We start from the raw sequence: 25,964 nt of genomic DNA on the forward strand, positions 1-25,964 counted from the left end.
CCGATCGGCGTACCTCACCACCCATCGACTGAGATCCGAACTTTCAGACTTCGCTAGGTAACAAGAAGGAAGGCACAACGTGCTGGACGTCAACTTCTTCGACGAACTGCGTATCGGCCTCGCCACCGCTGACGACATCCGTCAGTGGAGCCACGGTGAGGTGAAGAAGCCCGAAACCATCAACTACCGCACCCTCAAGCCCGAGAAGGACGGCCTCTTCTGCGAGAAGATCTTCGGCCCCACCCGGGACTGGGAGTGCTACTGCGGTAAGTACAAGCGGGTCCGCTTCAAGGGCATCATCTGTGAGCGCTGTGGCGTTGAGGTCACCCGCTCCGCAGTGCGCCGTGAGCGGATGGGCCACATCGAACTCGCCGCGCCGGTCACCCACATCTGGTACTTCAAGGGCGTCCCGTCGCGCTTGGGTTACCTGCTCGACCTCGCCCCGAAGGACCTGGAGAAGGTCATCTACTTCGCGGCGTACATGATCACCTCCGTCGACGAGGAGCAGCGGCACGCCGACCTGCCCTCGCTGGAGGCGCAGATCGAGGTCGAGAAGAAGGAACTGATCAACCGTCGCGACGACGAGATCAACACCCGCGCCAGCAAGCTGGAGACCGACCTGGCCGCCCTCGAAGCCGAGGGCGCCAAGGCCGACGCGCGTCGCAAGGTGCGCGACTCCGCCGAGCGCGAGATGACCCAGATCCGCCGCCGCTACGACCAGCAGGTCGAGAAGCTCGAGCAGGTGTGGGACCGGTTCAAGAACCTCAAGGTCCAGGACCTCGAGGGTGATGAGACCCTCTACCGCGAGATGCGTGACCGCTTCGGTCTGTACTTCGAAGGCGGTATGGGTGCGGCTGCCCTGCAGAAGCGCCTGGAGACCTTCGACCTGGACGCCGAGGCCGCCTCGCTGCGCGAGACGATCGCCACCGGTAAGGGTCAGCGCAAGACGCGCGCCCTGAAGCGGCTGCGCGTGGTCACCGCGTTCCAGCAGACCAAGAACCACCCCACCGGGATGGTCCTGGACGCCGTGCCGGTCATCCCGCCGGACCTGCGCCCGATGGTGCAGCTGGACGGTGGCCGGTTCGCGACCTCCGACCTGAACGACCTCTACCGCCGGGTCATCAACCGCAACAACCGGTTGAAGCGACTGCTGGACCTGGGTGCGCCGGAGATCATCGTCAACAACGAGAAGCGGATGCTGCAGGAGGCTGTCGACAGCCTCTTCGACAACGGCCGTCGTGGCCGTCCGGTCACCGGACCGGGCAACCGTCCGCTGAAGTCGCTGTCCGACATGCTCAAGGGCAAGCAGGGCCGGTTCCGGCAGAACCTGCTCGGTAAGCGCGTGGACTACTCCGGCCGTTCGGTCATCGTGGTCGGCCCGCAGCTGAAGCTGCACCAGTGCGGTCTGCCCAAGCAGATGGCGCTGGAGCTGTTCAAGCCGTTCGTGATGAAGCGTCTGGTCGACCTGGACTACGCGCAGAACATCAAGTCGGCCAAGCGCAAGGTCGAGCGCGCCAACCCGGTCGTGTGGGACGTCCTCGAAGAGGTCATCCGCGAGCACCCGGTGCTGCTGAACCGTGCGCCCACGCTGCACCGTCTGGGCATCCAGGCGTTCGAGCCGCAGCTGGTCGAGGGTAAGGCTGTGCAGATCCACCCGCTGGTCTGCACCGCGTTCAACGCCGACTTCGACGGTGACCAGATGGCCGTGCACGTGCCGCTGTCCGCCGAGGCCCAGGCCGAGGCCCGCATCCTGATGCTCTCGAGCAACAACGTCCTCAAGCCGGCCGACGGTCGACCGGTGACCATGCCTTCGCAGGACATGATCACGGGTATCTACTTCCTCACCTCCGAGGACGGTCGCGCCGAAGTGGCGGACGGCGTACTGCGCTCGTTCTCCAGCTCGGCCGAGGCCCGGATGGCCTTCGACCGTGGCGAGATCAACCTTGGTTCGGTCATCTCCGTCCGGGTCGCCGACCAGGTGCCGCCGGCCGGCTACGAACTGGCCGACGACGTCGTGCTGGATGAGTTGGGTCGCGCCGCGTACGTCACGATCGAGACCACGCTGGGCCGGGTGCTCTTCAACGAGACCCTGCCCGAGGACTACCCGTTCCTCAACGTGACGATCGACAAGAAGACGTTGTCCGGTGTGGTCAACGACCTCGCCGAGCGGTACCCCAAGACCCAGGTCGCCGCGTCGCTGGACGCGCTGAAGGAGGCCGGTTTCCACTGGGCGACCCGCTCGGGTTGCACCGTGGCGATCTCCGACGTGCGTACCCCGGACAACAAGGAGCAGATCCTTTCCGGGTACGACGCCAAGGCCGCCAAGGTCCAGAGCCAGTTCGACCGCGGTCTGCTGACCGACGACGAGCGCCGTCAGGAGCTCATCGAGATCTGGACCCAGGGCACCAACGAGGTCGCTGCCGAAATGGAGCGCTCCTTCGACCGCACCAACCCGATCTACCGCATGGTGGCCTCGGGCGCGAGCGGTAACTGGTACCAGGTCCGCCAGATCGCCGGTGCGCGTGGGCTGATGGCCAACCCGAAGGGTGAGATCATCCCGCGCCCGATCAAGTCCAACTTCCGTGAGGGCTTGTCGGTGCTGGAGTTCTTCATCTCCACGCACGGTGCTCGTAAGGGACTGGCGGACACCGCGCTGCGGACCGCCGACTCCGGTTACCTGACCCGCCGGTTGGTCGACGTCTCCCAGGACGTCATCATCCGCGAAGACGACTGCGGCACCGACCGCGGTCTGGTCATGCCGATCTCCCAGGAGACCCCGGACGGCAGCCACGTCGAGCACGAGTCGGTCGAGACCTCGGTCTACGCCCGCAACCTCGCCGAGGACGTCGTCATCGACGGTGAGGTGCTGGCTGCTGCTGGCTCCGACCTGGGTGACGTCAACCTGGACAAGCTGATCGCCGCTGGCGTGCGCGAGGTCAAGGTCCGCTCGGTGCTCACCTGTGAGTCCCGCGTCGGCACCTGCGCCATGTGCTACGGCCGCTCCCTGGCCACCGGCAAGCTGGTCGACATCGGTGAGGCCGTCGGCATCATCGCGGCCCAGTCCATCGGTGAGCCCGGTACCCAGCTGACGATGCGTACCTTCCACACCGGTGGTGCGGCTGCTGGTGACGACATCACCCGCGGTCTGCCGCGTGTGGTGGAGCTCTTCGAGGCCCGCACGCCCAAGGGTGTCGCGCCGATCGCGGAAGCGGCCGGCCGGGTCGTCATCGAGGAGACCGACAAGGCGCGTCGAGTCCTGATCACACCGGACGACGGTTCCGAGGAGCAGGCCTACCCGGTCAGCAAGCGGGCCCGTCTGCTGGTCGCCGACGGCGAGCACGTCGAGGTCGGTGCCCAGCTGGTGCAGGGTGCGATCGACCCCAAGCAGGTGCTGCGCATCCTGGGTGCCCGCGAGGTGCAGAAGCACCTGGTGGACGAGGTCCAGGCCGTGTACCGCTTGCAGGGTGTGGCGATCCACGACAAGCACATCGAGGTCATCGTGCGTCAGATGCTTCGTCGCGTGACGATCATCGAGGCCGGCGACACCGACCTGCTGCCGGGCGAGCTGGCCGAGCGTGGCCGGTTCGAGGACTCCTCACGCCGCGCGGTGGCCGAGGGCGGCAAGCCTGCCTCGGGTCGTCCGGAGCTGATGGGTATCACCAAGGCGTCCCTGGCGACCGACTCGTGGCTGTCGGCGGCCTCCTTCCAGGAGACCACCCGAGTGCTCACCGAGGCGGCCATGCACGCCAAGAGCGACCCGCTGCTCGGCTTGAAGGAGAACGTCATCCTTGGCAAGCTGATCCCGGCCGGAACCGGTCTCCCGCGCTACCGCAACGTGAGCGTGGAGCCGACCGAAGAGGCCAAGGCGCAGCTGTACGCCCTGCCGGACTACCAGCCCTACGACTACCCGGTCTTCGGCCCGGGGTCGGGTGAGGCGGTCCGTCTGGACGACGTGTCGCTTGGGTTCGACAGCTGACGAAGGGTGCAGCGTAGGTTGTCCCGAGCGCTAGCGAGGGGCGGCCGCAGCGGAGCACGAGGAAGCTGTCAGTCCAGTTCGACAGCTGACGAAGGGTGCAGCGTAGGTTGTCCCGAGCGCTAGCGAGGGGCGGCCGCAGCGGAGCACGAGGAAGCTGTCAGTCCAGTTCGACAGCTGACAGCCAGCACGTACGACGACCGGTGGGTCCGCATCTTCGGATGCGGACCCACCGGTCGTTTCGGGTGCCGCTGGGAGGCACCTGCCAATCCGATAACGATCCCGTATCGCGGATGATCTCGGAGTTGGCCAAGGGGGAGTTCAGGTTACGCTCAGCCGACGGAGCAGCAGGCTCCGCAGTCATAGGGGAGGACCTGCGTGTCTCGTCGCACTTTGAAGGCATCGGCCATTGTTGGCTCATGTGTCGTACTTGCTAGTGCCGCTGTCGGTGTCGGAGCACAGACTCCTGCCGGTGCGGCCACCGTCTCCCAGGACGGCCTGTATCACCCCTCGACACCGTCCCGCTTGCTGGACACCCGGACCTCGGGTGGAGCGGTCGCCGCGGGCAAGACCGTCGTCATTCCGCGCAGCAAACTCACGGCCCTCGGCCTGCCCGCCACCGGTGTGCAGTCGGTCGTCGTCAATCTGACGGTGACCGGGGCAACCGGTGCCGGCTGGGGCACGATCTTCAGCGGAGCGACCGCGCCCGCGACGTCCAACATCAACTTCACTAAGGGATGGACCGGCGCCGTCAGCAGCACCGTGGCGCTCGCATCGACTTCGGGACTGTCGATCCAGATCGGCGGTAGCGGCAAGACCAACGTCATCGTGGACCTCGAGGGTTGGTACAGCAACGCGGCCTACACCACCGCGAACGGGTCCGGCTTCGAGCCCTTCGTCCCCGACCGCTGGGTCGACACCCGCAAAGACGGCGGCATGTTGCTGGGGCAGTACTACGACACCATCTCGATGGACTGGCCGCCGGACAGTGGCAACTGGACCGGCACGACGCCGACCGCGTTGCTCGTGAACCTCACGGCGCTCGGGGCCAAGGGTTCGGGCAGCCTCAGCCTGTGGAACGGTGACGAAACCCGCTGGCCGTCCACCTCATCGGTGAACTTCGCCAAGGGTGAGACCTCTCCCAACACCGCTGTGGTGCCGGTCCGACGCGAGAGTGACGGCAGTTACAGCTTTGGGGTTGCCAACACCGGGCAGCAGCCGGTGAACTACCTGCTCGACGTGCTCGGCGTCTACTACTCGGGCAACGTCACGCCGACCTTCAAGCACGTGGTGGTCAAGCCGACCCGGGTGATGAACTTCGTGGCGGTCGGCAAGCAGCAGACGGTGACGACCAAGTTGGGCTCGTCGATCGGCAGCCCGATGCTCACCGGTGCCGTCGAGGGGACATTGACCGGTTACAAGCCCTCGACGACCAGTTACCAGACCATCTGGGACGGCAGCGGCACCCGGCCGGGCACGAGCAATCTGAACTCGGTGGCTGGCGGGGTACGCGCCAACGGTTTCCTCGCCCGCGAAGGCAGTGAGGAGGCGTTGAACCTGTCGGTCTACAACAGTGACGGTTCGATGAAGGTCATCGTCGATGTGACCGGACGCTTCGACTGGACCGGTCCGACAACGGCATCGACCCCCGTGGGCCGTCAGAGTGTGCGCGCAGTGTTCACCCGGACCTCGATGGCCCGTACGTCGCTCGCTCGCTGAGGTTCACCAGCACGAAAGAGCAGCACCGAGAACAAGCCCGTGGGTGTCAGCCCGCGGGCTTGTTCAGTTGCCAGGCTGACGCGTCCGGCGTCGAGAAGCGCAGCGTTGCGTACGGCGCAAGCGTCTCCGCGTGCGGCATGGTGTTCTCCATGTAGATCCACCGCACGCCCTCGTCCCACAACTTGCGCTGGGCTTCGGCGGTCGGGTTGGTGTAGAAGTTGTCGTTCAGTTCCAGCAACTCGGGGTGCCAGTAGTTGATCGTGATCGAGTCCCGACCGTGCGGCGCGAGGTTGGTGGCCTCCGGGGTGGCGGTCCAGCCCTCGATGAACGACTGACGTTCGGTGAACGCCGTCACCAACCAGCGCCGGGTGTCGCAGTGGTCGGGTTTGATCGGTGTGGTGCAGTGCCGGTTGGTCATGACCAGGTCGTCGACGTCGGAGTGGTCTCGGATGTAGCGAGCCACGGCGATCTGGTCGTCGGTGACGGCACTCTGGCTCATGATCGACACCGCTGGTGGGATCCGCCAGATGGGCAGGCCGTGTTCGTAGTACTTGGCGACGCCGAAGGCCCCGGACAGGGCAACCACGGCGGCCGCCGTCGCTGCTGCGGTCACCACCCGCCGATGCCTCGCTGCGAACCAGGCCACCGCAGCGCACACGATCACGATGACTACGCCGATGGCGATCTGCGTGACGGCCTTGCGCAGCTGGTGGTGTCCGACCTGGCCACCGGTCAACCAGACGGGAACGAAATAGAACAGCGCAGCCCCGACCAGGCCCACTCCGCCCACGATCCATCGTTCGCGTGGTCGAAGTGCGTGGTAGACCCGCCACGCACCCAGCGCTGAGCCGACCGCGGCCAACGGGATGGCGGTCATCAGGAAGTAGTACTGGCTGGCGCCCGGGTGATAGAAGAGCGCGACCGGTGCCGCGCCCGCGATGGCCGATCCGATAAGCACCCAGGTCAGCGGATCGCGGCGGTCCTCGGTGCGGAAAGGCAACGCGAAGGCGAACAGCGCCCGGGTCATACCGGCCGCGAACGCCGTTGCGGCCGCGACGACCTGCATCTTCCAGGTCGGGACTCCACCGAGGAGCCGACCAAGTGCAGTCTGGGTAGCTCCAGCGGCTGGGTCGAAGGCGAGCCCTGCCGCGGAGCCGCGATACACGACGATCATCGTCAAGCCCAAGGTGACGCCGACGGTCACCAGGTCCGCGATCACCGGAAGCACCAGGCGGCGATGCCAGATGGCCATGGCCAGGATGGCCAGGGCCATACCAGCGACCACGATCGGGCCCGCCGACCCCTTCAAGCCGGTCGAGATGCAGGTCAGCAGCGGTAGCGCGATCCAGGCACCGCTGCGCGCCTGGCCACGCCAGCGCATGGCCAGCACCGCGATGAACGCCATCAGCGGCGCGATCGCCAGACCGACCGTCGGTGACAAGGGGGTCAGCGGCAGGGCGGGGTTCGACAGTCCGAACACGGAGCCCTGGCCGAGGACGGTCGACCCGACGGCCGACACCACACCCACGACCGGGCTACCGGACAGGCGAAGACCGAGGACGGCCACACTGACCACCGCGACGATCGGCATCAGCGCGGGCATGAACCGCATCAGCACCTCATCGAGGGGCACTCCCGAGACCGCCGTGACATGTGCGATCCACGCGTGGGTGAACCACTGGTAGCCCAGAGTCGCCCCCTTGACCGTGGGCCATTCGACGGGACCGCGCTGCAACAACTCGGCGGCGAGAGCCATGTGCAGATAAGTATCGACCTGGGGGGAGCCGGCTCCGGAGCCCCAGTGCAGGCGGTTGGTCCGGGAGTAGTTGATCAAACCTGTGAGGAAGGCCAGCGCGGTCAGCGACACCCCGAATCCGAACCACCACGGCAGTGGCGACCACTGCGCCTCCTGGATCCGCCGACGAGTCACCGGCACCGCCAGCAGGATGGCGGCGACCAGCAGCGGAAGCACGATCGCCGGGATCCGACTGTGCAGCAAGCCGGCGATGATCTGTGCGGGTACCGCCACGCAGATCCCCATCGCGAAGCCCATGAAGAGGTCTTCCAGGAGCCAGCCGTTGCGCGGGCGGATCGTGCGCCAGATGAGCGCCCCGGGGAAGACCTGGGTGATCAGGACTCCCGCCGACGCGAGCACCGCGTGCCAGGCCGGCAGTCCGGCGGCCACGACGTACGCCTGGAAACCGACAAGAGCGATCAGCACCCATACGTTGCTGAGCAGGTCGCGACCCCATGCGTAACGGGTCGTGGTGTCGGCGGGGGCGGTCGCCGTCGAGGTGGTCGTCATCGTGCTCTCATCTTGGGGTAGTCCCGCCGGCAGGTCGGATCGCCGAGATTTCCTGCGTGGTGGGGCGGATATGGTCCGGCCCCGAGCGTACGCGCGCCCACAGCGCATCCACAGAACATTGATGGCCGCGTGTTAAAGTCCTGACGCCCAAGCTCGGATCCCAAGAACGAGAGAACGCGATTGTCTTCGTACGCAGAGACGACGTCAGCATCGGACCCACCAGAGGGCAGCCAGTTCCGACCGGGCTATGACCCGCGGTATTTCGAGACTCGCTTGGTCGAGGACCCGCATCGTGCGGCGATCTGGCGTCACCTGACCGCCTACTTTTCTCGCTGGATTCCGGCTGACGCGGACGTCCTCGAGCTCGGGGCCGGCTGGTGTGATTTTGCTAACAACGTCACTGCACGTCGTGTCGTGGCGCTGGATCTGGATCCGACGGTCCAGGACGCGGCCGCCGCGCACGTCGAACCGGTGGTGGGGGACTGCACCGACTTGTCGCAGTTCGAGCCCGACAGTTTTGACGTTGTCTTCGCCTCCAACCTGCTGGAGCATCTCACCCGCGAGCAGGCCAACCAGTTGCTGGATTCGGCGACCCGGGTGCTGCGCCCGGGCGGGCGGCTGATGCTGATGCAGCCGAACTTCCGGCTCAGCTACAAACGGTATTTCGACGACTACACGCACGTGGCGGTCTTCACGGACGTCTCGATGCGCGATTACCTCACCTCCCGCGGATACCAGGTGGAGAACGTGTTTGCCCGATTCATGCCGTTCACGATGAAGTCGTCCGCGGCGAACCTGTCGTTCCTGGTGCCGTGGTACCTACGCTCTCCGATCAAACCAATGGCGGGGCAGATGCTGGCCATCGCGACCCCTGGTGCGGGCCGATGATCGACGGGAAGACACTGTCGGTGATTCTGCCGACGTACAACGAGAAGGACAGCATCGGCGACTGCATCCGGGGTTTCCTGGAACTGCCGGAAGTCGATGAGGTCATCGCGGTCAACAACAATGCCGCGCCGGGGACCTCTGAGGAGATCGCTGCGGCCGGTGGCCGGGAGATCTTCGAAACCACCCAGGGGTACGGCGCCGCGATCCAGCGCGGGCTGATCGAGTCGACGACCGACCTGGTGGTGATCTGCGAGCCGGACGGCACGTTCAACCCCAAGGATCTGCGCAAACTGGTGGCGTTCCTGCCCGAATGTGACGTCGTCATAGGCTCCCGTACCGTGTCTGCGTTCATCTGGGAGCGCGCGAACATGGGCTGGTTCCTGCGGTGGGGCAACTGGGCGGTGGCCAAGATGATCGAGGTCGGCTACAACACCCCCTCGTTGTCCGACGTCGGCTGCACCTTCCGGGTGATGACGCGCGAGCAGGTCGAGCAGATCTTGGCGCGCTCGACGGTGCCCGGCTCGGCGTACGGGCTCGAGATGCTGATCCTGGCCGTGATCGACAGCGGCAAGGTGGTGCAGGTTCCCGTCAACTACCACGAGCGGGTCGGGGTGTCGTCGGTGACCGGTGACTTCACCAAGACCGTCTCGCTCGGCCTGGAAATGATGGGGCTGGCGGCCCGGATGCGCTGGCAGCGCAAGGCGATTCGTGCTGGCCGGATCCCGACCGAACGCCTCACGGAGGTCGTGCGGCGGGGTCGGACGCCCGCCGTCAGCCCGTGAACACGAAGCGCTTGTAGCCCCAGTAGCGGAACGCTGTCGCCAGGCCCAGGCCGATCACGTTCGCCGAGATGTTGTCATCCAGCTGGGTTTGCAGGCCCAGCAGGTAGTGCGATACCCACAGACACGCGACGCCGATCCCGACGCCGATCATGCAGACGATGGTGAACGCGACGAACTCGTGGTGCAGTTTGTCTCGGCGGGTGTCGGGGAAGACCCAGTAGCGATTGCCCAGCCAGGCCACCACGACGCCCAAGGTGCTGGAGATGAACTTCGCGCCGAGCACGTAGGTGTACATCACCCCGTGACCGTCCGGCCCGGCGAACCGCAGCAGGTTGAAGCCGCCCACGTCGGCGATCAGACCCAACAGACCCACGGCGGCAAAGCGCGCCAGCCGCGCGAAGTCGGGGCGTCGACCGGTTGAGCGGGAATTCGCTGCGGGGCCGAGATCCTGTGCGTTGACTGTCACAGGACATGATGGTAACAACGCTGGCCGCCGGATGCGGTCGCGCCGCGCCTTTACTGATTTGGCCGCTTCTGCGGGCGGCAGTAGACTGGATAACCGTGCGTGGGCTCTGCCCTGCCGTCGTTGATCTGCTGTGACTCATCACCCGTGATGACCAGCGCGGGTCGGTTGTCGGACATCAGACCACCACACGTCCTCGCCGGGCAGTCGGACGGTATCCGGAAGTGCGGGGGAGGACGCCGAACCGACACGCCCGAGTGCGGGGGTCGGAGAGGTGAGTTCAAGGAGTTCCGGTCGCGGAGCGTCCGAGCACGCACCGCGACAAGCGAACAGACAAGATTCGACGATTACGGAGACAACAGGTTGCCTACTATCAACCAGCTCGTCCGCAAGGGTCGGCAGGACAAGGTCACGAAGTCCACCAAGCCGGCCCTGAAGGGCAGCCCCCAGCGACGCGGCGTGTGCACCCGCGTTTACACCACGACCCCGAAGAAGCCGAACTCGGCGCTTCGTAAGGTCGCCCGCGTGAAGTTGACCTCGGGTATCGAGGTCACCGCGTACATCCCCGGCGAGGGCCACAACCTGCAGGAGCACTCGATGGTGCTCATCCGCGGCGGCCGTGTGCGCGACCTGCCGGGTGTGCGCTACAAGATCATCCGCGGTTCGCTGGACACCCAGGGTGTCAAGAACCGCAAGCAGTCCCGGTCCCGTTACGGCGCGAAGATGGAGAAGAAGTAATGCCTCGCAAGGGTCCTGCTCCCAAGCGTCCGCTGCTCAACGACCCCGTCTACCAGTCCACCCTGGTGACCCAGCTGGTCAACAAGGTGCTGCTGGACGGTAAGAAGTCCGTGGCCGAGCGCATCGTCTACGGCGCCCTGGAGGGCTGCCGTGAGAAGACCGGTACCGACCCGGTGGTCACCCTCAAGCGCGCGCTGGACAACGTCCGGCCCAGCCTCGAGGTCAAGTCCCGCCGTGTCGGTGGTGCGACCTACCAGGTGCCGATCGAGGTCAAGCCGAACCGTGCGACGACCCTGTCGTTGCGGTGGTTGGTCGGCTACTCGCGCCAGCGTCGCGAGAAGACCATGACCGAGCGTCTGATGAACGAGATCCTCGACGCCTCCAACGGCCTGGGTGCCGCGGTGAAGCGCCGTGAGGACACGCACAAGATGGCCGAGTCCAACCGGGCCTTCGCGCACTACCGCTGGTGACCCGACGGTCCGGCTGGTGGGTCACCGCCCGCCGGCCGGACCGAACGGTACGCCGGGTGGCCGCCGCAGGCGACCACTCGCCGTACCTCCCCCTAACTTCACATCACTCACACACCGAGCGAGACGAGAAGAGACAACGTGGCACAGGACGTGCTGACCGACCTGAAGAAGGTCCGCAACATCGGCATCATGGCGCACATCGATGCCGGTAAGACGACGACGACCGAGCGCATTCTTTTTTACACGGGCGTGAACCACAAGATCGGTGAGACGCACGATGGCGCCTCCACGACCGACTGGATGGAGCAGGAGAAGGAGCGGGGCATCACCATCACCTCCGCTGCCGTCACCAGCTTCTGGAACGGTTACCAGATCAACATCATCGACACCCCGGGTCACGTGGACTTCACCGTCGAGGTGGAGCGCTCGCTGCGCGTCCTGGACGGCGCCGTCGCCGTCTTCGACGGCAAGGAGGGCGTCGAGCCCCAGTCCGAGACCGTCTGGCGGCAGGCCGACAAGTACGACGTGCCCCGCATCGCGTTCGTCAACAAGATGGACAAGATGGGCGCCGACTTCTACTTCACCGTGCAGACGGTGAAGGACCGCTTGGGTGCTGAGCCGCTGGTGCTGCAGCTGCCGATCGGTTCCGAGAACGACTTCGTCGGCGTCGTCGACCTGGTCGAGATGCGTGCGCTGGTGTGGCCGGGTGACGCCAAGGGTGACGTCACCATGGGCGCCAAGTACGAGATCCAGGAGATCCCGGCTGACCTGCAGGACAAGGCCCAGGAGTACCGCCAGGCCCTGGTCGAGCGGGTTGCCGAAGCGGACGACGCCCTGATGGAGAAGTACCTCGAAGGTGAAGAACTCACCGTCGAGGAGATCAAGGGCGCCATCCGCAAGCTGACGGTCACCTCGCAGCTCTACCCGATCCTGTGTGGTTCGGCGTTCAAGAACCGCGGTGTGCAGCCGATGCTGGACGCGGTTGTGGACTACCTGCCTTCGCCGCTGGACGTGCCCCCGATGGTGGGTCACAAGCCGAACGACGAAGAGACCGAACTGACCCGCACCCCGAGCGTCGACGAGCCGTTCTCGGCGCTGGCGTTCAAGATCGCGGCGCACCCGTTCTTCGGGTCGCTGACCTTCATCCGGGTCTACTCGGGTCGCATTGCGGCCGGTACCCAGGTGCTCAACTCGACCAAGGGTCGTAAAGAGCGCGTGGGCAAGCTGTTCCAGATGCACGCCAACAAGGAGAACCCGGTCGAGGAAGCTGTTGCCGGGCACATCTACGCGGCGATCGGCCTGAAGGACACCACGACCGGCGACACGCTGTGCGACGTTGCCAACCCGATCGTCCTGGAGTCGATGACCTTCCCGGAGCCGGTTATCTCCGTGGCCATCGAGCCCAAGACCAAGGGTGACCAGGAGAAGCTGGGCATCGCGATCCAGAAGCTGGCTCAGGAGGACCCGACCTTCCAGGTCGAGCTCGACGAGGAGACCGGCCAGACGATCATCAAGGGCATGGGCGAACTCCACCTGGACATCCTGGTGGACCGCATGCGCCGCGAGTTCAAGGTCGAGGCGAACATCGGCAAGCCGCAGGTTGCCTACCGCGAGACGATCCGCCGTGCGGTGGAGAAGTACGACTACACGCACAAGAAGCAGACCGGTGGATCGGGTCAGTTCGCCAAGGTCCAGGTCACCCTGGAGCCGTTGGACACCCACGAGGGCGAGCTGTACGAGTTCGTCAACGCGGTGACCGGTGGTCGCGTGCCGCGGGAGTACATCCCCTCGGTCGACCACGGCATCCAGGAGGCCATGCAGCTCGGTGTCCTCGCCGGTTACCCGCTGGTGGGCATCAAGGCCACGCTGGTCGACGGCGCCTACCACGACGTCGACTCCTCCGAAATGGCGTTCAAGATCGCCGGCTCGATGGTGCTGAAGGAGGCTGCCCGCAGGGCCGACCCGGTCCTGCTGGAGCCGATGATGGCCGTCGAGGTGCGTACCCCTGAGGACTACATGGGTGACGTCATCGGTGACCTGAACAGCCGCCGTGGCCAGATCCAGGCCATGGAGGACATCAGCGGTGCCAAGATCGTTCGCGCGGTCGTGCCGTTGTCAGAGATGTTCGGCTACGTCGGGGACCTGCGATCCAAGACCCAGGGCCGGGCGAACTACACCATGCAATTTGATTCGTACGCGGAAGTTCCGAAGAATGTCGCGGACGAGATCATCAAGAAAGTCCGGGGCGAGTGACAGGCGCACGCCTGTCAGCCAACCGGTAACGAAAGAAAACCAACCGGCGCCGCCCCGGCGCTAGAAACCAGTCCTTGAAGGAGGACCCCAAGTGGGTAAGGCCAAGTTCGAGCGGACCAAGCCGCACGTCAACATCGGGACCATCGGTCACATCGACCACGGTAAGACGACGCTGACGGCTGCGATCTCGAAGGTGTTGCACGACAAGTTCCCGGACCTGAACCCCCAGTTCGCGTTCGACGAGATCGACAAGGCTCCCGAAGAGAAGCAGCGCGGTATCACCATCTCCATCGCGCACATCGAGTACCAGACGGACAAGCGTCACTACGCGCACGTTGACTGCCCGGGTCACGCTGACTACGTCAAGAACATGATCACCGGAGCCGCCCAGATGGACGGCGCGATCCTGGTGGTGGCAGCGACCGACGGTCCGATGCCGCAGACCAAGGAGCACGTGCTGCTGGCCCGTCAGGTCGGCGTTCCCTACATCGTGGTCGCCCTGAACAAGGCGGACATGGTGGACGACGAGGAGATCATCGAACTCGTCGAGATGGAGGTCCGCGAACTGCTGTCCTCCTACGAGTTCCCGGGCGACGACGTCCCGGTCGTGAAGGTCTCGGCGCTGAAGGCGCTCGAGGGCGACCCGACCTGGGCCAAGTCCGTCGAGGACCTCATGGACGCCGTGGACGAGTACATCCCGGACCCGGAGCGCGACACCGAGAAGCCGTTCCTGATGCCCGTTGAGGACGTCTTCACGATCACCGGTCGTGGCACCGTCGTCACCGGTCGTATCGAGCGCGGTGTGCTGAACGTCAACGAGGAGGTCGAGATCGTCGGCCTGCGTGAGGGCGCGGCCGTCAAGACGACCGTCACCTCGATCGAGATGTTCAACAAGATGCTGGACAGCGGCCAGGCCGGCGACAACGCCGCCCTGCTGCTGCGCGGTATCAAGCGTGAGGACGTGGAGCGCGGTCAGGTCATCGCCAAGCCGACGACCACCACCCCGCACACCGAGTTCGAGGCGTCGGTCTACATCCTGTCCAAGGACGAGGGTGGCCGTCACACGCCGTTCTACGACAACTACCGTCCCCAGTTCTACTTCCGCACGACGGACGTGACTGGTGTCGTGAAGCTGCCGGAAGGCACCGAGATGGTGATGCCCGGTGACAACACCGAGATGACCGTCACGCTGATCCAGCCGATCGCCATGGACGAGGGTCTGAAGTTCGCTATCCGTGAGGGCGGTCGTACCGTCGGCGCGGGTCGCGTCACCAAGATCATCAAGTGATCATCGGCGGGTTCACCCGCCGTTGACTGCCCAGAAGGCCCCGGGTTCGCCCGGGGCCTTCTGCTGTACCCAGGGCTTTCCCAGGATATTGGCAGTGTTTTGGCAGCTGGCGGAAGTGTTGCCGGAAACGCGACCGGCGCAGGATCGAAGGTGCTTGCGGCCACCATCCCGGCCGCAACATTTCCGGGAGCTCCACGTCATTGAAAGGCGCCCCATGCGTCGTACTCTCTCCGCGCGTGTCGCGATCGCGGCCGGCTCATCCGCCGTCCTGGCTATCGCCTTCGCCGCACCATCCGTAGCCAATGCCGCCGAAACCGGTGGCCGACACGTGCTGAACGGCAAACCCGCGTGGGCCGCGCAGGCAGCGCGCGTCGGCGCCGTGCCGGCCAGTACCGGCCTGAACTTCAAAGTCGTGCTGAACCTGCGCGACGAGGCGGGAGCCGAAGCCCTGGCCACGGCGGTGGCCACTCCGGGTAACGCCAACTACCACAAGTACGTCACAGCCGCCCAGTGGCGATCGCGGTTCGCGCCGACCGATGCCCAGGTTGCGCAGGTCACCAGTTGGCTCAAGAGCCAGGGCCTCAAGATCGGGCAGATCCCGGCCAACCACCGCTACGTCACGGTGTCCGGCAGCACTGCGCAGGTCAACAAAGCCTTCGGTGCCTCGATGAGTCACTTCAAGTACAAGGGCCGCACCGAGACCGCGCCGTCCGCTGCGCTGAGCGTGCCGACGAACATCGCCGGTCTGGTTGCGGGGGTGTCCGGTCTGGACAGCACGCTGCGAGCGGTGCCCTCGACGAGCACCGGGAACACCACGCACAGCGTCTCCACCGACAAGGCAACCGCGTCGACGAAGGTCACGAGCGATGACACGTTGCCCGGGCCGCCGGACGTGTTCATCAACTCCGGCCCGTGCTCGAGCTACTACGGGGAGAAGAAGGCCACCGGCCTGCCCACCCTGCCCGGGGTGACCAACCCGATGCCGTACGTCGTGTGCGGCTACAAGCCGGGCCAGATCCGCAGTGCGTACGGCGAGGACCGCCTGCTGAAGGCGGGGTACGACGGGCGTGGGGCGACGGTCGCGATCATCGACGCCTTCGCGTCGCCGACGATCCTGTCGGATGCGCAGACCTACGCCCAGCGCAACGATCCGAGCCACCCGCTGCGGGGCTACCAGTTCAGCCAGTCCCTGCCGGCCAGCTACAACTCGATCGATGAGTGTGGCGGCAACGGCTGGTACGGCGAGGAGACCCTCGACGTCGAAGCCGTCCACGCAACGGCCCCGCAGGCGAACATCCTCTACGTCGGTGGCGCCAGCTGCTACGACAGCGACCTGAACTCGGCGTTGAACACCGTGGTCGACAACCAACTCGCGATGGTCGTCAGCAACTCCTACGGTGACGCGGGAGAACCGACCTCCCTTGCCGATGTTGCTGACTCCCACCAGAGCGCGATCCAGGCAGCGGCCGAAGGCATCAGCCTGCTGTTCTCCTCCGGTGACAACGGTGACGAGGTCGCCGACCTCGGCTACCGGACGGTCGACTACGAAGCCTCCGACCCGTTCGTGACTGCCGTCGGCGGTACCTCGCTGGCGGTGAAGTCCGACGGCAGCTACGGCTGGGAGCAGGGCTGGGGCACCGGCAAGTCGACTCTGACGAACGGCGCGTGGACCCCGGCTGCACCGGCCTACGTCTACGGCGGCGGTGGTGGCACCAGCCAGCTGTTCACGCAGCCGGCGTACCAGAAGGGCGTTGTCCCGGCATCCATCAGCAACTACTTCGGTAAGGGCGACTACCGCGCGGTGCCGGATGTGGCGATGGATGCCGACCCGCAGACCGGGTTCCTGGTCGGCGAGACCCAGGCGTTCCCCGACGGTTCGACCAAGTACAGCGAGTACCGCATCGGCGGCACCTCGCTGTCCAGCCCGCTGTTCGCCGGTGAGGTGGCCCTCGCCGACCAGGTCGTGGGTGGTCCGCTGGGCTTCTTGAACCCCGCGATGTACAAGTTGGCCGGCACCCCGACCTTCAACGACATCGCCAGCACCGGTGTCAGCCAGGCCGAGGTCCGGGTCGACTTCGTCAACGGGGTGGACGCCAGCGGCGGTCTGCGGACCACCGCCCGCACCATCAACCAGACCGGGACGATCTTCACCCGCAAGGGCTATGACGACGTGACCGGTGTGGGTACGCCGAACGGGGTGAGCTTCTTCATCGGCATCACCGCGAGCAAGAAGTTGGGCGTCGGTGGCGGCGGTGTCGGTGGTGGCATCAAGCACGGTGCGCCAGTCACCGCAGCCAAACCGCTGCGGTAATCCGCTGCACGCGACCTTCGGGTTCGCACGACGGGGGCCGGTTTGCGCGCGCAAGCCGGCCCCTCGGCGTACCCGCGTCCGTCCGCAGTTCGAACGCGCCTGCGGGTGGGGTCGACAGGCCTGGAAAGATGGGTGCGCACTGATCAACGCGAAGGAGCTCCCCGTGGCTGGGCCCGCCGTACCCTCCCATTCCGACATTGCCCCCCTGCCGGACGATCCGGCCGCGTTCCTGGCCACCCAGCGATCGGCGTACGACGATCTGGTGGCTCAGGGCCTGAAGTTCGACCTCACCCGCGGCAAGCCCGGTCCTGAGCAGTTGGACTTGTCCGAGGCGCTGCTGACGCTGCCGACCACGCACACGTCCGGCGGTGTCGACGTGCGCAACTACGGTGGGCTCGAGGGGCTGCTCGGCCTGCGAGAACTGTTCGCCGAACTGCTCGGCGTCCAGGTCGCCCAGTTGGTCGCCCAGGGCAACGCCAGCCTCACGTTGATGAAGGACGTCCTGGTCGACTGCATGCTCAAGGGCCCGGTCGACGGGACGCCGTGGAAGGACCAGGGGCCGATCAAGTTCCTCTGCCCGGTGCCCGGTTACGACCGGCACCACGCGTTGCTGGAGTGGCTCGGCATCGAGATGGTCCCGGTCCCGATGGAGGCCGATGGTCCTGATGTGGCCGTGGTCGAGGCCTTGGTGAAGGACGACCCGAGCATCAAGGGCATGTGGTTGGTGCCGACCTACGCCAACCCCTCCGGCTCGGTCACTGAGGCCGATAAAGCTGCACGGTTGGCCGCAATGCCTACTGCCGCAAGCGATTTCAAGATCTTGTGGGACAACGCCTACGGCCTGCACCACCTGACTGACGTGGAGACGAAGACCGCGGACATCATCTCGCTGGCCGCCGCGAACGGTAACCCGGACCGGCCGATCATGTTCGCCTCGACGTCCAAGATCACCTTCGCCGGTGCCGGTGTCTCCTTCCTGGCCGCCAGCGAGCGCAACGTGAAGTGGTACTTGGGGCACCTGGGGATGGGCTCGATCGGCCCGGACAAGGTCAACCACCTGCGCCACCTGGAGTTCTTCAAGGACGCCGACGGGGTGCGCGCGCACATGCGCAAGCACGCTGCGCTCATCAAGCCGAAGTTCGACGCCGTGCAGGAGGTGCTGTCGACCCGGCTGGGCCGCTACCCGCACATCGCGACCTGGACTGAACCCATCGGTGGCTACTTCGTCAGCCTCGACGTTCTGCCGGGCACCGCCTCGCGAGTGGTGCAACTGGCCAAGGAGGCCGGCGTCGCACTGACCCCGGCGGGGGCATCGTTCCCCTACGGCGTCGACCCGCAGGACACCAACATCCGCCTCGCGCCGACCTTCCCGTCGCTGGACGAAGTGCGGGTGGCGATGGAAGCGGTCGCGACCTGCGTACTGCTGGCTGCTGCTGAGAAGCTCGCGGACTGAACATGCAGGCCCCCGCCGCTCCGATCCCGGTGTTCTTCCTCGCGGGCGGCACGGGAATCTCGGCGGAGACGCTGGGCAACATGATCCTGCAGCAGTTCCCCGAGGTGGCCTTCACCCGGCACAAGTACCCGTTCATCACCACGGTCGAGCAGGCGCTGAAGGTGGTCGAGGTGATGGACGCCGCCTGTAGTGACGAGGTGCAGGCGCTGGCCTTCTCGACGGTGGCGCCGGACGATGTCCGCAACGCGCTGGGTACGACGCGCGCGGCCATGATCGACATGTTCGGCTCCCACCTGGACACCGTCGAGCGACTGCTGCACGTGCAGGCGGCGCGCGCCTCCGGCAGCGCGCACGGCCTGGGCGACATCGGCCGCTACGACGCGCGGATGAAGGCGGTCGAATTCGCCATCGAGCACGACGACGGCCAGAGTCTGCGGCACCTGGCCAAGGCCGATCTGATCCTGACGGCACCCTCCCGCTGCGGTAAGACGCCCACGACGATGTACCTGGCGTTGACGCACGGCCTGCTGGTCGCCAACTACCCGTTGGTGGACGAGGACTTCGAGACCACGTCGCTGCCCCGCCCGATCGCGCCGTACCGCGACAAACTCTTCGGCCTGCTCTCGACGCCGGCCCGGTTGTCGCAGGTGCGCAGCGAGCGCCGGCCCGGCAGCAAATACGCGTCGCTGGCCCAGTGCAGTTGGGAATTGCGCAGCGCCGAAGCGCTCTTCCGCCAGCAACGCATCCCCTACGTGGACTCCTCGACGATGTCGGTGGAGGAGATCGCAGCGGTGATCCAACAACAGCGGGCGGGAAGCGTCCGCCCGGGCTGAGCCGCTGCTCTACGATTCGCAGTCAAGACGCTTCGTGACGAGGACTTTTCGCCGGCCGGCGAGATGCACAACCAGTGAGGGAAACGATGAGCAACATCGAGTGGTTCAAGGATCTCGGCCTCGCCGACGTGGAGACAGTCGGCGGCAAGAACGCCTCGCTGGGTGAGATGGTGCAGCACCTGTCCAAGGCGGGTGTTTCGGTGCCCAACGGGTTCGCCACCACCGCCGAGGCCTACCGGCGGTTCCTCGACGAGTCCGGCCTCACCGACTCGATCAACTCCCGGCTGGCCGCCCTGGATGTCGACGACGTGCAGGAGTTGGCCCGCGTCGGTGCCGCGATCCGGCAGGAGGTGCAGGACCGACCGTTCCCGGCCGATCTGGAGGCCGACATCCGATCGGCGTACGCCGAGTTGACCGCTGACGCTCCTGACGCCACCTGGGCGGTGCGCTCGTCCGCGACGGCCGAGGACCTGCCGGACGCGTCGTTCGCCGGTCAGCAGGAGACCTTCTTGAACATCAGCGGGATCGACAACATCCTGCACGCGATCAAGCTGGTTTTCGCCTCGCTCTACAACGACCGCGCGATCGCCTACCGCGTGCACAGCAACTTCGACCACTCCGCGGTTGCCCTGTCGGCTGGCATCCAGCGGATGGTCCGCTCGGATATCGGTGCCTCGGGCGTGATGTTCACGATGGACACCGAGTCCGGCTTCGACGACGCGGTCTTCATCACCTCCGCCTTCGGTCTGGGCGAGGGTGTCGTGCAGGGCGCGGTCAACCCCGACGAGTTCTACGTCTACAAGCCGGCGCTGCGAGCCGGTCGGCCCGCCATCCTCAAGCGCGGTGTCGGGGCGAAGGCCACCAAGATGGTCTACACCGGCTCGGCCGTGGTGGGGGAGACCACCGAGTTCGTCCCGGTCGACGTCGCCGAGGCGGCGCGCTTGTCCCTGACCGACGACGAGGTCACCGAACTGGCCACGCACGCCCTCAAGATCGAGGAGCACTACGGCCGTCCGATGGACATCGAGTGGGGCCGCGACGGCGTCGACGGCAAGATCTACATCCTGCAGGCGCGTCCGGAGACGGTGAAGTCGCGCCAGAGCGGTTCCACGCTGCAGCGATTCGTGCTCAAGGCTCGCGGACCGGTGCTGTCCGAGGGCCGCGCCATCGGGCAGAAAGTCGGGTCGGGCGCCGTACGCAAAATGACGACGTTGGACACGATGCACGAGTTCAAGCCCGGCGAGGTCCTGGTCGCGGACATGACCGACCCGGACTGGGAGCCGATCATGAAGCGCGCCAGCGCGATCGTCACCAACCGCGGCGGGCGGACGTGTCACGCGGCGATCATCGCCCGCGAGTTGGGCATCCCCGCTGTGGTCGGCACCGGCGATGCGACCTCGGCCCTCGGCGACGGCACCGAGGTGACCGTCTCGTGCGCCGAGGGGGACACCGGCTTCGTGTACGACGGCTCGCTGGACTTCGAGGTCCAGGAGACCGCGCTGGACGAGATGCCCGAGATCCCGGTGAAGCTGATGATGAACGTCGGCACCCCCGAGCAGGCGTTCGAGTTCAGCCGGTTGCCCAACAAGGGCATCGGTCTGGCCCGGTTGGAGTTCATCATCAACCGGCAGATCGGCATCCACCCCAGGGCCCTGTTGGAGTTGGACGACCAGGAGCCAGGGGTGAAGGCCGAGATCGAATCGCTGATCAGCGCCTATGACTCGCCGCGGGAGTTCTTCGTCAAGCGGGTCGCCGAGGGAGTCGCTACTCTCGCAGCGGCTTTCGCGCCCGAGCCGGTGATCGTGCGGATGAGCGACTTCAAATCCAACGAGTACGCCGGGATGCTGGGCGGGCAGCGCTACGAGCCGCACGAGGAGAACCCGATGATCGGCTACCGCGGCGCGTCGCGGTACCTGTCGCCGGACTTCGAGGAGTGCTTCGCGATGGAGTGCGAGGCACTGCGCTACGTCAGGGAGGACATGGGCCTGACCAACGTGAAGGTGATGATCCCCTTCGTGCGAACCCTCGCCGAAGCCAAGGGTGTCATCGACCTGCTCGCGAAGTACGGGCTCAAGCGCGGTGAGAACGACCTGCAGGTCGTGATGATGTGCGAGGTGCCCTCCAACGCGGTGATCGCCGAGCAGTTCCTCGAGCACTTCGACGGCTTCTCGATCGGCTCCAACGACATGACGCAGCTGACCCTGGGGCTGGACCGCGACTCCGGGCTGGTCGCCGCCGGCTTCGACGAGCGCGACCCCGCCGTCAAGGAGATGCTCACCATGGCGATCGCAGCCTGCCGCAAGCAGGGTAAGTACGTCGGGATCTGCGGCCAGGGTCCCTCGGATCACCCGGACCTGGCCGACTGGCTGCTGGAGCAGGGCATCGAATCGATGTCGCTGAACCCCGACACCGTGGTGGAAACCTGGCTGCGGTTGGCGAAGAAGGCGAACGCCTGATCCGTGTACTGCGCGACCTGCGGGAACACCAACTACGAGGATCTGCGGTACTGCCCGGGGTGCGGGAGGGATCTTCGGCCCGAGCTTGCTGGTGAGCCGGCACCCGTCGTACGTCCTGGCGAGCCTGCACACGTCGTCGCCGGTTTCGATCCCGCCACGGCCGTGGACGAGCCGGAACCGGCCGACCGGTCGCGGTGGCGCCGGTGGCGTTGGCCGGCGGCTGCTGTCGCGGTGCTGATGGTCGCTGCCGGAGCCACGGCCGCGGTGTGGCCGCGGTCGTCGACCCCTGTCTCGCAACCGGATCCGCCGACGTACTCGGTCGACCTCGGCACGCACCCGCGGCTGGCCTGGACGCACGAATTGACCCAGTGGGCTCCCGAGTGCACTGCGACTGACCCGGAGTCCAGCGACTACTGCCAGTCGGAAATCGTGGCGGCTGGCAAGAAAGACCTCGTCGTGCAGGTGACGGCCGCCCGAGGCGCTGCGCAACTCATCGGTGTTGATCTGAGGACAGGCGCGTTCGGGTGGCGTCGGTCATTGCCCGATGGCACCTCATCGACCTGCCGGTCCGGCGGCAGCAACCTATGGTGCATCGCGGTGACCAGTCCACCGCAGCCCTCGCCGACGGACGATGATCAGTTCCAGGAGTCCGAGCCCGCCGGGCCGGCGCAGTTGCTGGCGATCGACGCCGATACGGGCCGCACCAAGGGATCCGCAGTTCTGGGTTCCAGCGGCATACACGATTTTCTGGGGGTCAGCTCCGACTTCGTTCTCGTGGCGAATGAATCAAGTGACGCCACCGCGGACACTCAGGACGGTCCGGCCCCCTCGACGGCTCCAATGCAAGTGGCGCGGTTCGATGCGGAGGCGGTCGGCGGTTGGCGTCAGACGCTGCCTAAAGGTGTAACCAACGCCGGCTACGGCGCACCCATTTTGCAGGTCGACGGTGTCGACTACGTTGACTCGCTCACTGGCGCCGGAGATGAAGGGATCGGGTTCGACTCAGCCGACGGCTCCGTGAAGAAGCTCCCAGGTGGGGCTGCAACTGCTATCTACCGCGGTCACGTGATCGCCGTGCACGGGCCGAGCCAACTCTCGATCGACGGGCAGAAACTCCAGGGCGCGGTCGTCGTTCCACTGGCGCACGACAACTCCGCAGAGCGTCCGCTGGTTACGGTCGCCGAGAACGACGGCACGGTAGATGCCAGTCAGCTGCATGAGGCCAATCCGCCGTTCAAGGTCGTACGCACCGTGCCCGGTATCGCTCGCGCATTCTGCGGCGGCCGCCTTCTCACAGAATCGGCCACCCACCTCAACGACAACGTGACCAGCGACAGCGAGCCGGAGAGCCAGACGGCGACGCTGCGGGCAATCGACCCTAGGACCGGGCATGTCGAGTGGCAGTCCGACACGCAGGCAGGCGAATTCGTCATCTGCTCCGGTGCAGACGTGGCCGTGACTCAACAAGGCAAGATCTACGGGCTAGCAATCGCCAACGGCGCCCGGACGTGGTCCGTCGCGCTGCCTGATCAGCTGATGTTCAGCGGGTGGACGGAGTCCGGTGTGCTCCTGGAGCAGCTCGGCGACACCTCGACCCACACGTTTGCGTACGTGTCGCGCTGAGTCCCCTCGGTCGGATTCGCGGGGGTTGTCGACAGGTGCGCGGGTTGCAACCTGCGCCGATGTCGGCAACCCGCGCGGATGTTGTCCACAGATGTCGGCCAGCTGCGTCGCACGGTCCGTGCGGCGGTCACGCTGACCGGATGGACGTGATCTCCAGGCGGCAGGCGCAGGTCCGGGGCATGAGTGAGCGAGACCTGCAACGACTGGTCGCCGACGGTTCCTGGACCAGGCTGCGCCGGGGTTGGTACCTGACCCGGCCGCCGACGGACGACTCGGATCGACACCGGCAACTGCTCGACACCTTCTTGGTCGAGTTCGGGGCCACCGCGGTCGCGGGCTACGTCTCGGCGGCGGTGTGTCACGGCCTGGCGTTGCATCGGGCGGATCTGTCCACGGTGCACCTGTGTCGCGTCGGCGGTGGCCGGTCCAAACGCGCCCCCGGTGTCCATCTGCACGCGGCGCTACGGCGCCATCCACCCGCCCAGGGTGTGGAACACGTTGCCACGACCGTGGTGCAGATCGCGTCGCTGGATCTGGAAGCCGGGCTGGTGGCAGCAGATGATGCGCTCCATCGGGCGCTGCTGACGCGCGAGGACCTTGCGCGTGCCGCGGCGGCACGGCGACTGGCTACCGGCGCCGAGCGGGTCCGCCAATTAGCGCTGCGGGCCGATGCGCGGCACGAGTCTGCGGCAGAGACGTTGGCGGCCATGCGGTTGTGCGAGGCCGGAATCCTGGTGGATCCCCAGTTTCGGGTGCCGGACACCGGCCGGTGGACCCGCAACGGAGAGGGATACCGCACCGACTTCCGGGTGCGGGGGACCCGGGTGCTGATCGAGTTCGACGGGGCAGGCAAGTACGACGAGCCAGGGGCTTTGTGGCGCGAGAAACAGCGCGAGGACCGGATCCGCTCGCTGGGCTGGATCGTCGTACGCCTGGTCTGGTCCGACCTGTTCCACGGGCGGGTGGCGGCGAAGGTCGGGGCGGCACTGGCGATGGCCTGCTGAATCTGCGCGGGTTGTCGACAGGTGCGCGGATTGCAACGCGCGCCGATGTCGCTACCCTGCGCAGATGCGCCCAGCGGGCGTCACTCCGCCACCGATTTGGCCCGGCACCGCCCTCTCTGGCACACTAGAACGGTTGCTTGACGCGCGCCCACGTGCCGTCCCGGGCTGAGAAGACCGGGGAAGTACGACGAGCGCCGCCTCATCACGAGCAGGAGCTGGACCTGGTTCTCCCACGGGAGACGAGCAGGGCCGCACGGCGGTGATGGGAAGCGTAAGCAGGTCGATCCAACGGAGCGACCGCCCACCCATGGGAAATGTGAGTGGTTGTGCCACGGGCACAGCGCGACACGCCCGACCGCGGGGGGCGGATGAACCGGCGGTTCGATCACAACAGTTTTCTAGGTAATCCGGCGAGAGAGAGACGCACGCGAATGGCGGGACAAAAGATCCGCATCCGGCTGAAGTCGTACGACCACGAGGTCATCGACTCTTCCGCGCGCAAGATTGTGGACACCGTGACTCGTGCCGGTGCGACGGTGGTGGGCCCTGTGCCGCTGCCCACGGAGAAGAATGTCTTCTGCGTGATCCGTTCGCCGCACAAGTACAAGGACAGCCGCGAGCACTTCGAGATGCGCACGCACAAGCGGCTCATCGACATCGTTGACCCGACGCCGAAGGCCGTCGACTCGCTCATGCGTCTCGATCTTCCGGCGGACGTCAACATCGAGATCAAGCTCTGAGCGGGGGTAGAGGAACATGACTGCCACCAAAACCGTCAAGGGCGTGCTCGGCGAGAAGCTCGGCATGACCCAGGTCTGGGATGAGAACGGTCGGCTCGTGCCGGTCACCGTCATCCAGGCGGGTCCCTGCGTCGTCACCCAGGTGCGCGGCGAGGCCGATGGCTACGACGCCGTTCAGCTCGGCTGGGGTCAGATCGACCCGCGCAAGGTGACCAAGCCGCTCGTCGGCCACTTCGAGAAGGCCGGGGTTACCCCGCGCCGTCACCTGGTCGAACTGCGCACCGCAGACGCCGCCGAGTACGAGCCCGGCCAGGAGATCACGGTCGAGGCGTTCGAGGCCGGCCAGAAGGTCGACGTCGTCGGCCGCACCAAGGGCAAGGGCTTCGCCGGTGTCATGAAGCGCCACGGCTTCCACGGCGTTTCCGCCAGCCACGGTGCGCACCGTAACCACCGCAAGCCGGGTTCGATCGGTGGCTGCGCCACCCCGGGCCGCGTCTTCAAGGGGATGCGTATGGCCGGCCGCATGGGCGGCGTACGCCAGACCACCCAGAACCTCACGATCCACGCCGTCGATGCCGACAAGGGCCTGCTGCTGGTCAAGGGTGCCGTTCCCGGCGCTCGCGGCCGCGTGGTCTTCGTCAAGACGGCTGCCAAGGGAGCCTGAG

Annotated in this window: 18 protein-coding genes; 16 read left to right on the forward strand and 2 right to left on the reverse strand. The window is 66.2% G+C overall.

All coding sequences use genetic code 11. From position 1 onward, the window contains the following. Positions 1–79: 79 nt before the first annotated feature. Together DR843_RS01165 and DR843_RS01170 are read left to right on the forward strand one after the other, a co-directional pair. A complete protein-coding gene (locus DR843_RS01165; RefSeq protein ID WP_109683725.1) occupies positions 80–3,976 on the forward strand; it encodes a DNA-directed RNA polymerase subunit beta' in 3,897 nt (1,298 codons plus the stop codon). Between the two features lie 375 nt (positions 3,977–4,351). Beyond that, positions 4,352–5,692, forward strand: a complete 1,341-nt coding sequence (locus DR843_RS01170) for a hypothetical protein (protein ID WP_146202456.1) — start codon at positions 4,352–4,354, stop codon at positions 5,690–5,692. Between the two features lie 46 nt (positions 5,693–5,738). On the opposite strand, the gene DR843_RS01175 is transcribed toward DR843_RS01170, so the two are convergent. After that, positions 5,739–7,997 (reverse strand): hypothetical protein, encoded by a 2,259-nt coding sequence (locus DR843_RS01175; RefSeq protein WP_109683727.1) that lies wholly within the window; start codon positions 7,995–7,997, stop codon positions 5,739–5,741. Positions 7,998–8,177: 180 nt separating this feature from the next. Between DR843_RS01175 and DR843_RS01180 the strand changes: the two genes are divergently transcribed. Both DR843_RS01180 and DR843_RS01185 read left to right on the forward strand, forming a co-directional pair. Then, entirely contained in the window at positions 8,178–8,885 is a 708-nt protein-coding gene (locus tag DR843_RS01180; RefSeq protein ID WP_109683728.1) for a class I SAM-dependent methyltransferase, read from the forward strand. After that, complete coding sequence (locus DR843_RS01185) at positions 8,882–9,667, forward strand: glycosyltransferase family 2 protein (RefSeq protein WP_109683729.1); 786 nt, start codon at positions 8,882–8,884, stop codon at positions 9,665–9,667. The genes DR843_RS01180 and DR843_RS01185 overlap by 4 nt, the downstream gene beginning before the upstream one ends. Here the strand turns inward: DR843_RS01185 and DR843_RS01190 are convergent. Next, positions 9,657–10,133, reverse strand: coding sequence for a GtrA family protein (locus DR843_RS01190; protein ID WP_109683730.1), 477 nt, complete (start codon positions 10,131–10,133; stop codon positions 9,657–9,659). The genes DR843_RS01185 and DR843_RS01190 overlap by 11 nt on opposite strands. 360 nt (positions 10,134–10,493) lie before the next feature. On the opposite strand from DR843_RS01190, the gene rpsL reads away from it, so the two are divergent. The 12 genes from rpsL (at position 10,494) to rplC (ending at position 25,963) form a co-directional block, all read left to right on the forward strand. After that, positions 10,494–10,868 (forward strand): 30S ribosomal protein S12, encoded by a 375-nt coding sequence (gene rpsL / locus DR843_RS01195; protein ID WP_109683731.1) that lies wholly within the window; start codon positions 10,494–10,496, stop codon positions 10,866–10,868. Further along, positions 10,868–11,338: a 30S ribosomal protein S7 gene (gene rpsG, locus DR843_RS01200; RefSeq protein WP_109683732.1), complete on the forward strand. Its 471-nt coding sequence runs from the start codon at positions 10,868–10,870 to the stop codon at positions 11,336–11,338. The genes rpsL and rpsG overlap by 1 nt, the downstream gene beginning before the upstream one ends. A 138-nt stretch (positions 11,339–11,476) precedes the next feature. Then, the gene (gene fusA / locus DR843_RS01205) at positions 11,477–13,591 is read left to right on the forward strand and encodes an elongation factor G (RefSeq protein WP_109683733.1); all 2,115 of its coding nucleotides are present in this window, start codon (positions 11,477–11,479) and stop codon (positions 13,589–13,591) included. Positions 13,592–13,682: 91 nt separating this feature from the next. Further along, entirely contained in the window at positions 13,683–14,879 is a 1,197-nt protein-coding gene (gene tuf, locus DR843_RS01210; RefSeq protein ID WP_109683734.1) for an elongation factor Tu, read from the forward strand. A 214-nt stretch (positions 14,880–15,093) separates the two neighbouring features. Beyond that, positions 15,094–17,190 (forward strand): S53 family peptidase, encoded by a 2,097-nt coding sequence (locus tag DR843_RS01215; RefSeq protein ID WP_109683735.1) that lies wholly within the window; start codon positions 15,094–15,096, stop codon positions 17,188–17,190. Positions 17,191–17,353: 163 nt separating this feature from the next. Then, positions 17,354–18,643: an aspartate aminotransferase type Ic gene (locus tag DR843_RS01220; protein WP_109683736.1), complete on the forward strand. Its 1,290-nt coding sequence runs from the start codon at positions 17,354–17,356 to the stop codon at positions 18,641–18,643. Positions 18,644–18,645: 2 nt separating this feature from the next. Beyond that, positions 18,646–19,476: a pyruvate, water dikinase regulatory protein gene (locus DR843_RS01225; protein ID WP_109683737.1), complete on the forward strand. Its 831-nt coding sequence runs from the start codon at positions 18,646–18,648 to the stop codon at positions 19,474–19,476. Between the two features lie 86 nt (positions 19,477–19,562). Next, positions 19,563–21,932 (forward strand): phosphoenolpyruvate synthase, encoded by a 2,370-nt coding sequence (ppsA, locus tag DR843_RS01230; RefSeq protein WP_109683738.1) that lies wholly within the window; start codon positions 19,563–19,565, stop codon positions 21,930–21,932. Between the two features lie 3 nt (positions 21,933–21,935). Further along, positions 21,936–23,555: an outer membrane protein assembly factor BamB family protein gene (locus DR843_RS01235; RefSeq protein ID WP_146202457.1), complete on the forward strand. Its 1,620-nt coding sequence runs from the start codon at positions 21,936–21,938 to the stop codon at positions 23,553–23,555. Between the two features lie 140 nt (positions 23,556–23,695). After that, entirely contained in the window at positions 23,696–24,559 is an 864-nt protein-coding gene (locus DR843_RS01240; protein ID WP_109683740.1) for a type IV toxin-antitoxin system AbiEi family antitoxin domain-containing protein, read from the forward strand. A gap of 431 nt (positions 24,560–24,990) precedes the next feature. Beyond that, a complete protein-coding gene (rpsJ, locus tag DR843_RS01245) occupies positions 24,991–25,299 on the forward strand; it encodes a 30S ribosomal protein S10 (RefSeq protein WP_006946210.1) in 309 nt (102 codons plus the stop codon). Between the two features lie 16 nt (positions 25,300–25,315). Continuing rightward, on the forward strand, positions 25,316–25,963 hold the full coding sequence (gene rplC / locus DR843_RS01250) for a 50S ribosomal protein L3 (protein ID WP_109683741.1): 648 nt from the start codon (positions 25,316–25,318) through the stop codon (positions 25,961–25,963). Position 25,964 lies beyond the last annotated feature (1 nt).

The sequence above is a fragment of the Branchiibius hedensis genome (genome assembly GCF_900108585.1).
In the GTDB taxonomy this organism is placed as follows: Bacteria; Actinomycetota; Actinomycetes; order Actinomycetales; family Dermatophilaceae; genus Branchiibius; species Branchiibius hedensis.

Coding starts and splice junctions, on each gene's coding strand:
- rpsG (WP_109683732.1), top strand. CDS start 10,868: ATGCCTCGCAAGGGTCCTGCTCCCAAGCGTCCGCTGCTCAACGACCCC.
- DR843_RS01215 (WP_109683735.1), top strand. CDS start 15,094: ATGCGTCGTACTCTCTCCGCGCGTGTCGCGATCGCGGCCGGCTCATCC.
- ppsA (WP_109683738.1), top strand. CDS start 19,563: ATGAGCAACATCGAGTGGTTCAAGGATCTCGGCCTCGCCGACGTGGAG.
- DR843_RS01240 (WP_109683740.1), top strand. CDS start 23,696: ATGGACGTGATCTCCAGGCGGCAGGCGCAGGTCCGGGGCATGAGTGAG.
- DR843_RS01175 (WP_109683727.1), bottom strand. CDS start 7,997: ATGACGACCACCTCGACGGCGACCGCCCCCGCCGACACCACGACCCGT.
- rplC (WP_109683741.1), top strand. CDS start 25,316: ATGACTGCCACCAAAACCGTCAAGGGCGTGCTCGGCGAGAAGCTCGGC.
- DR843_RS01185 (WP_109683729.1), top strand. CDS start 8,882: ATGATCGACGGGAAGACACTGTCGGTGATTCTGCCGACGTACAACGAG.
- rpsJ (WP_006946210.1), top strand. CDS start 24,991: ATGGCGGGACAAAAGATCCGCATCCGGCTGAAGTCGTACGACCACGAG.
- DR843_RS01225 (WP_109683737.1), top strand. CDS start 18,646: ATGCAGGCCCCCGCCGCTCCGATCCCGGTGTTCTTCCTCGCGGGCGGC.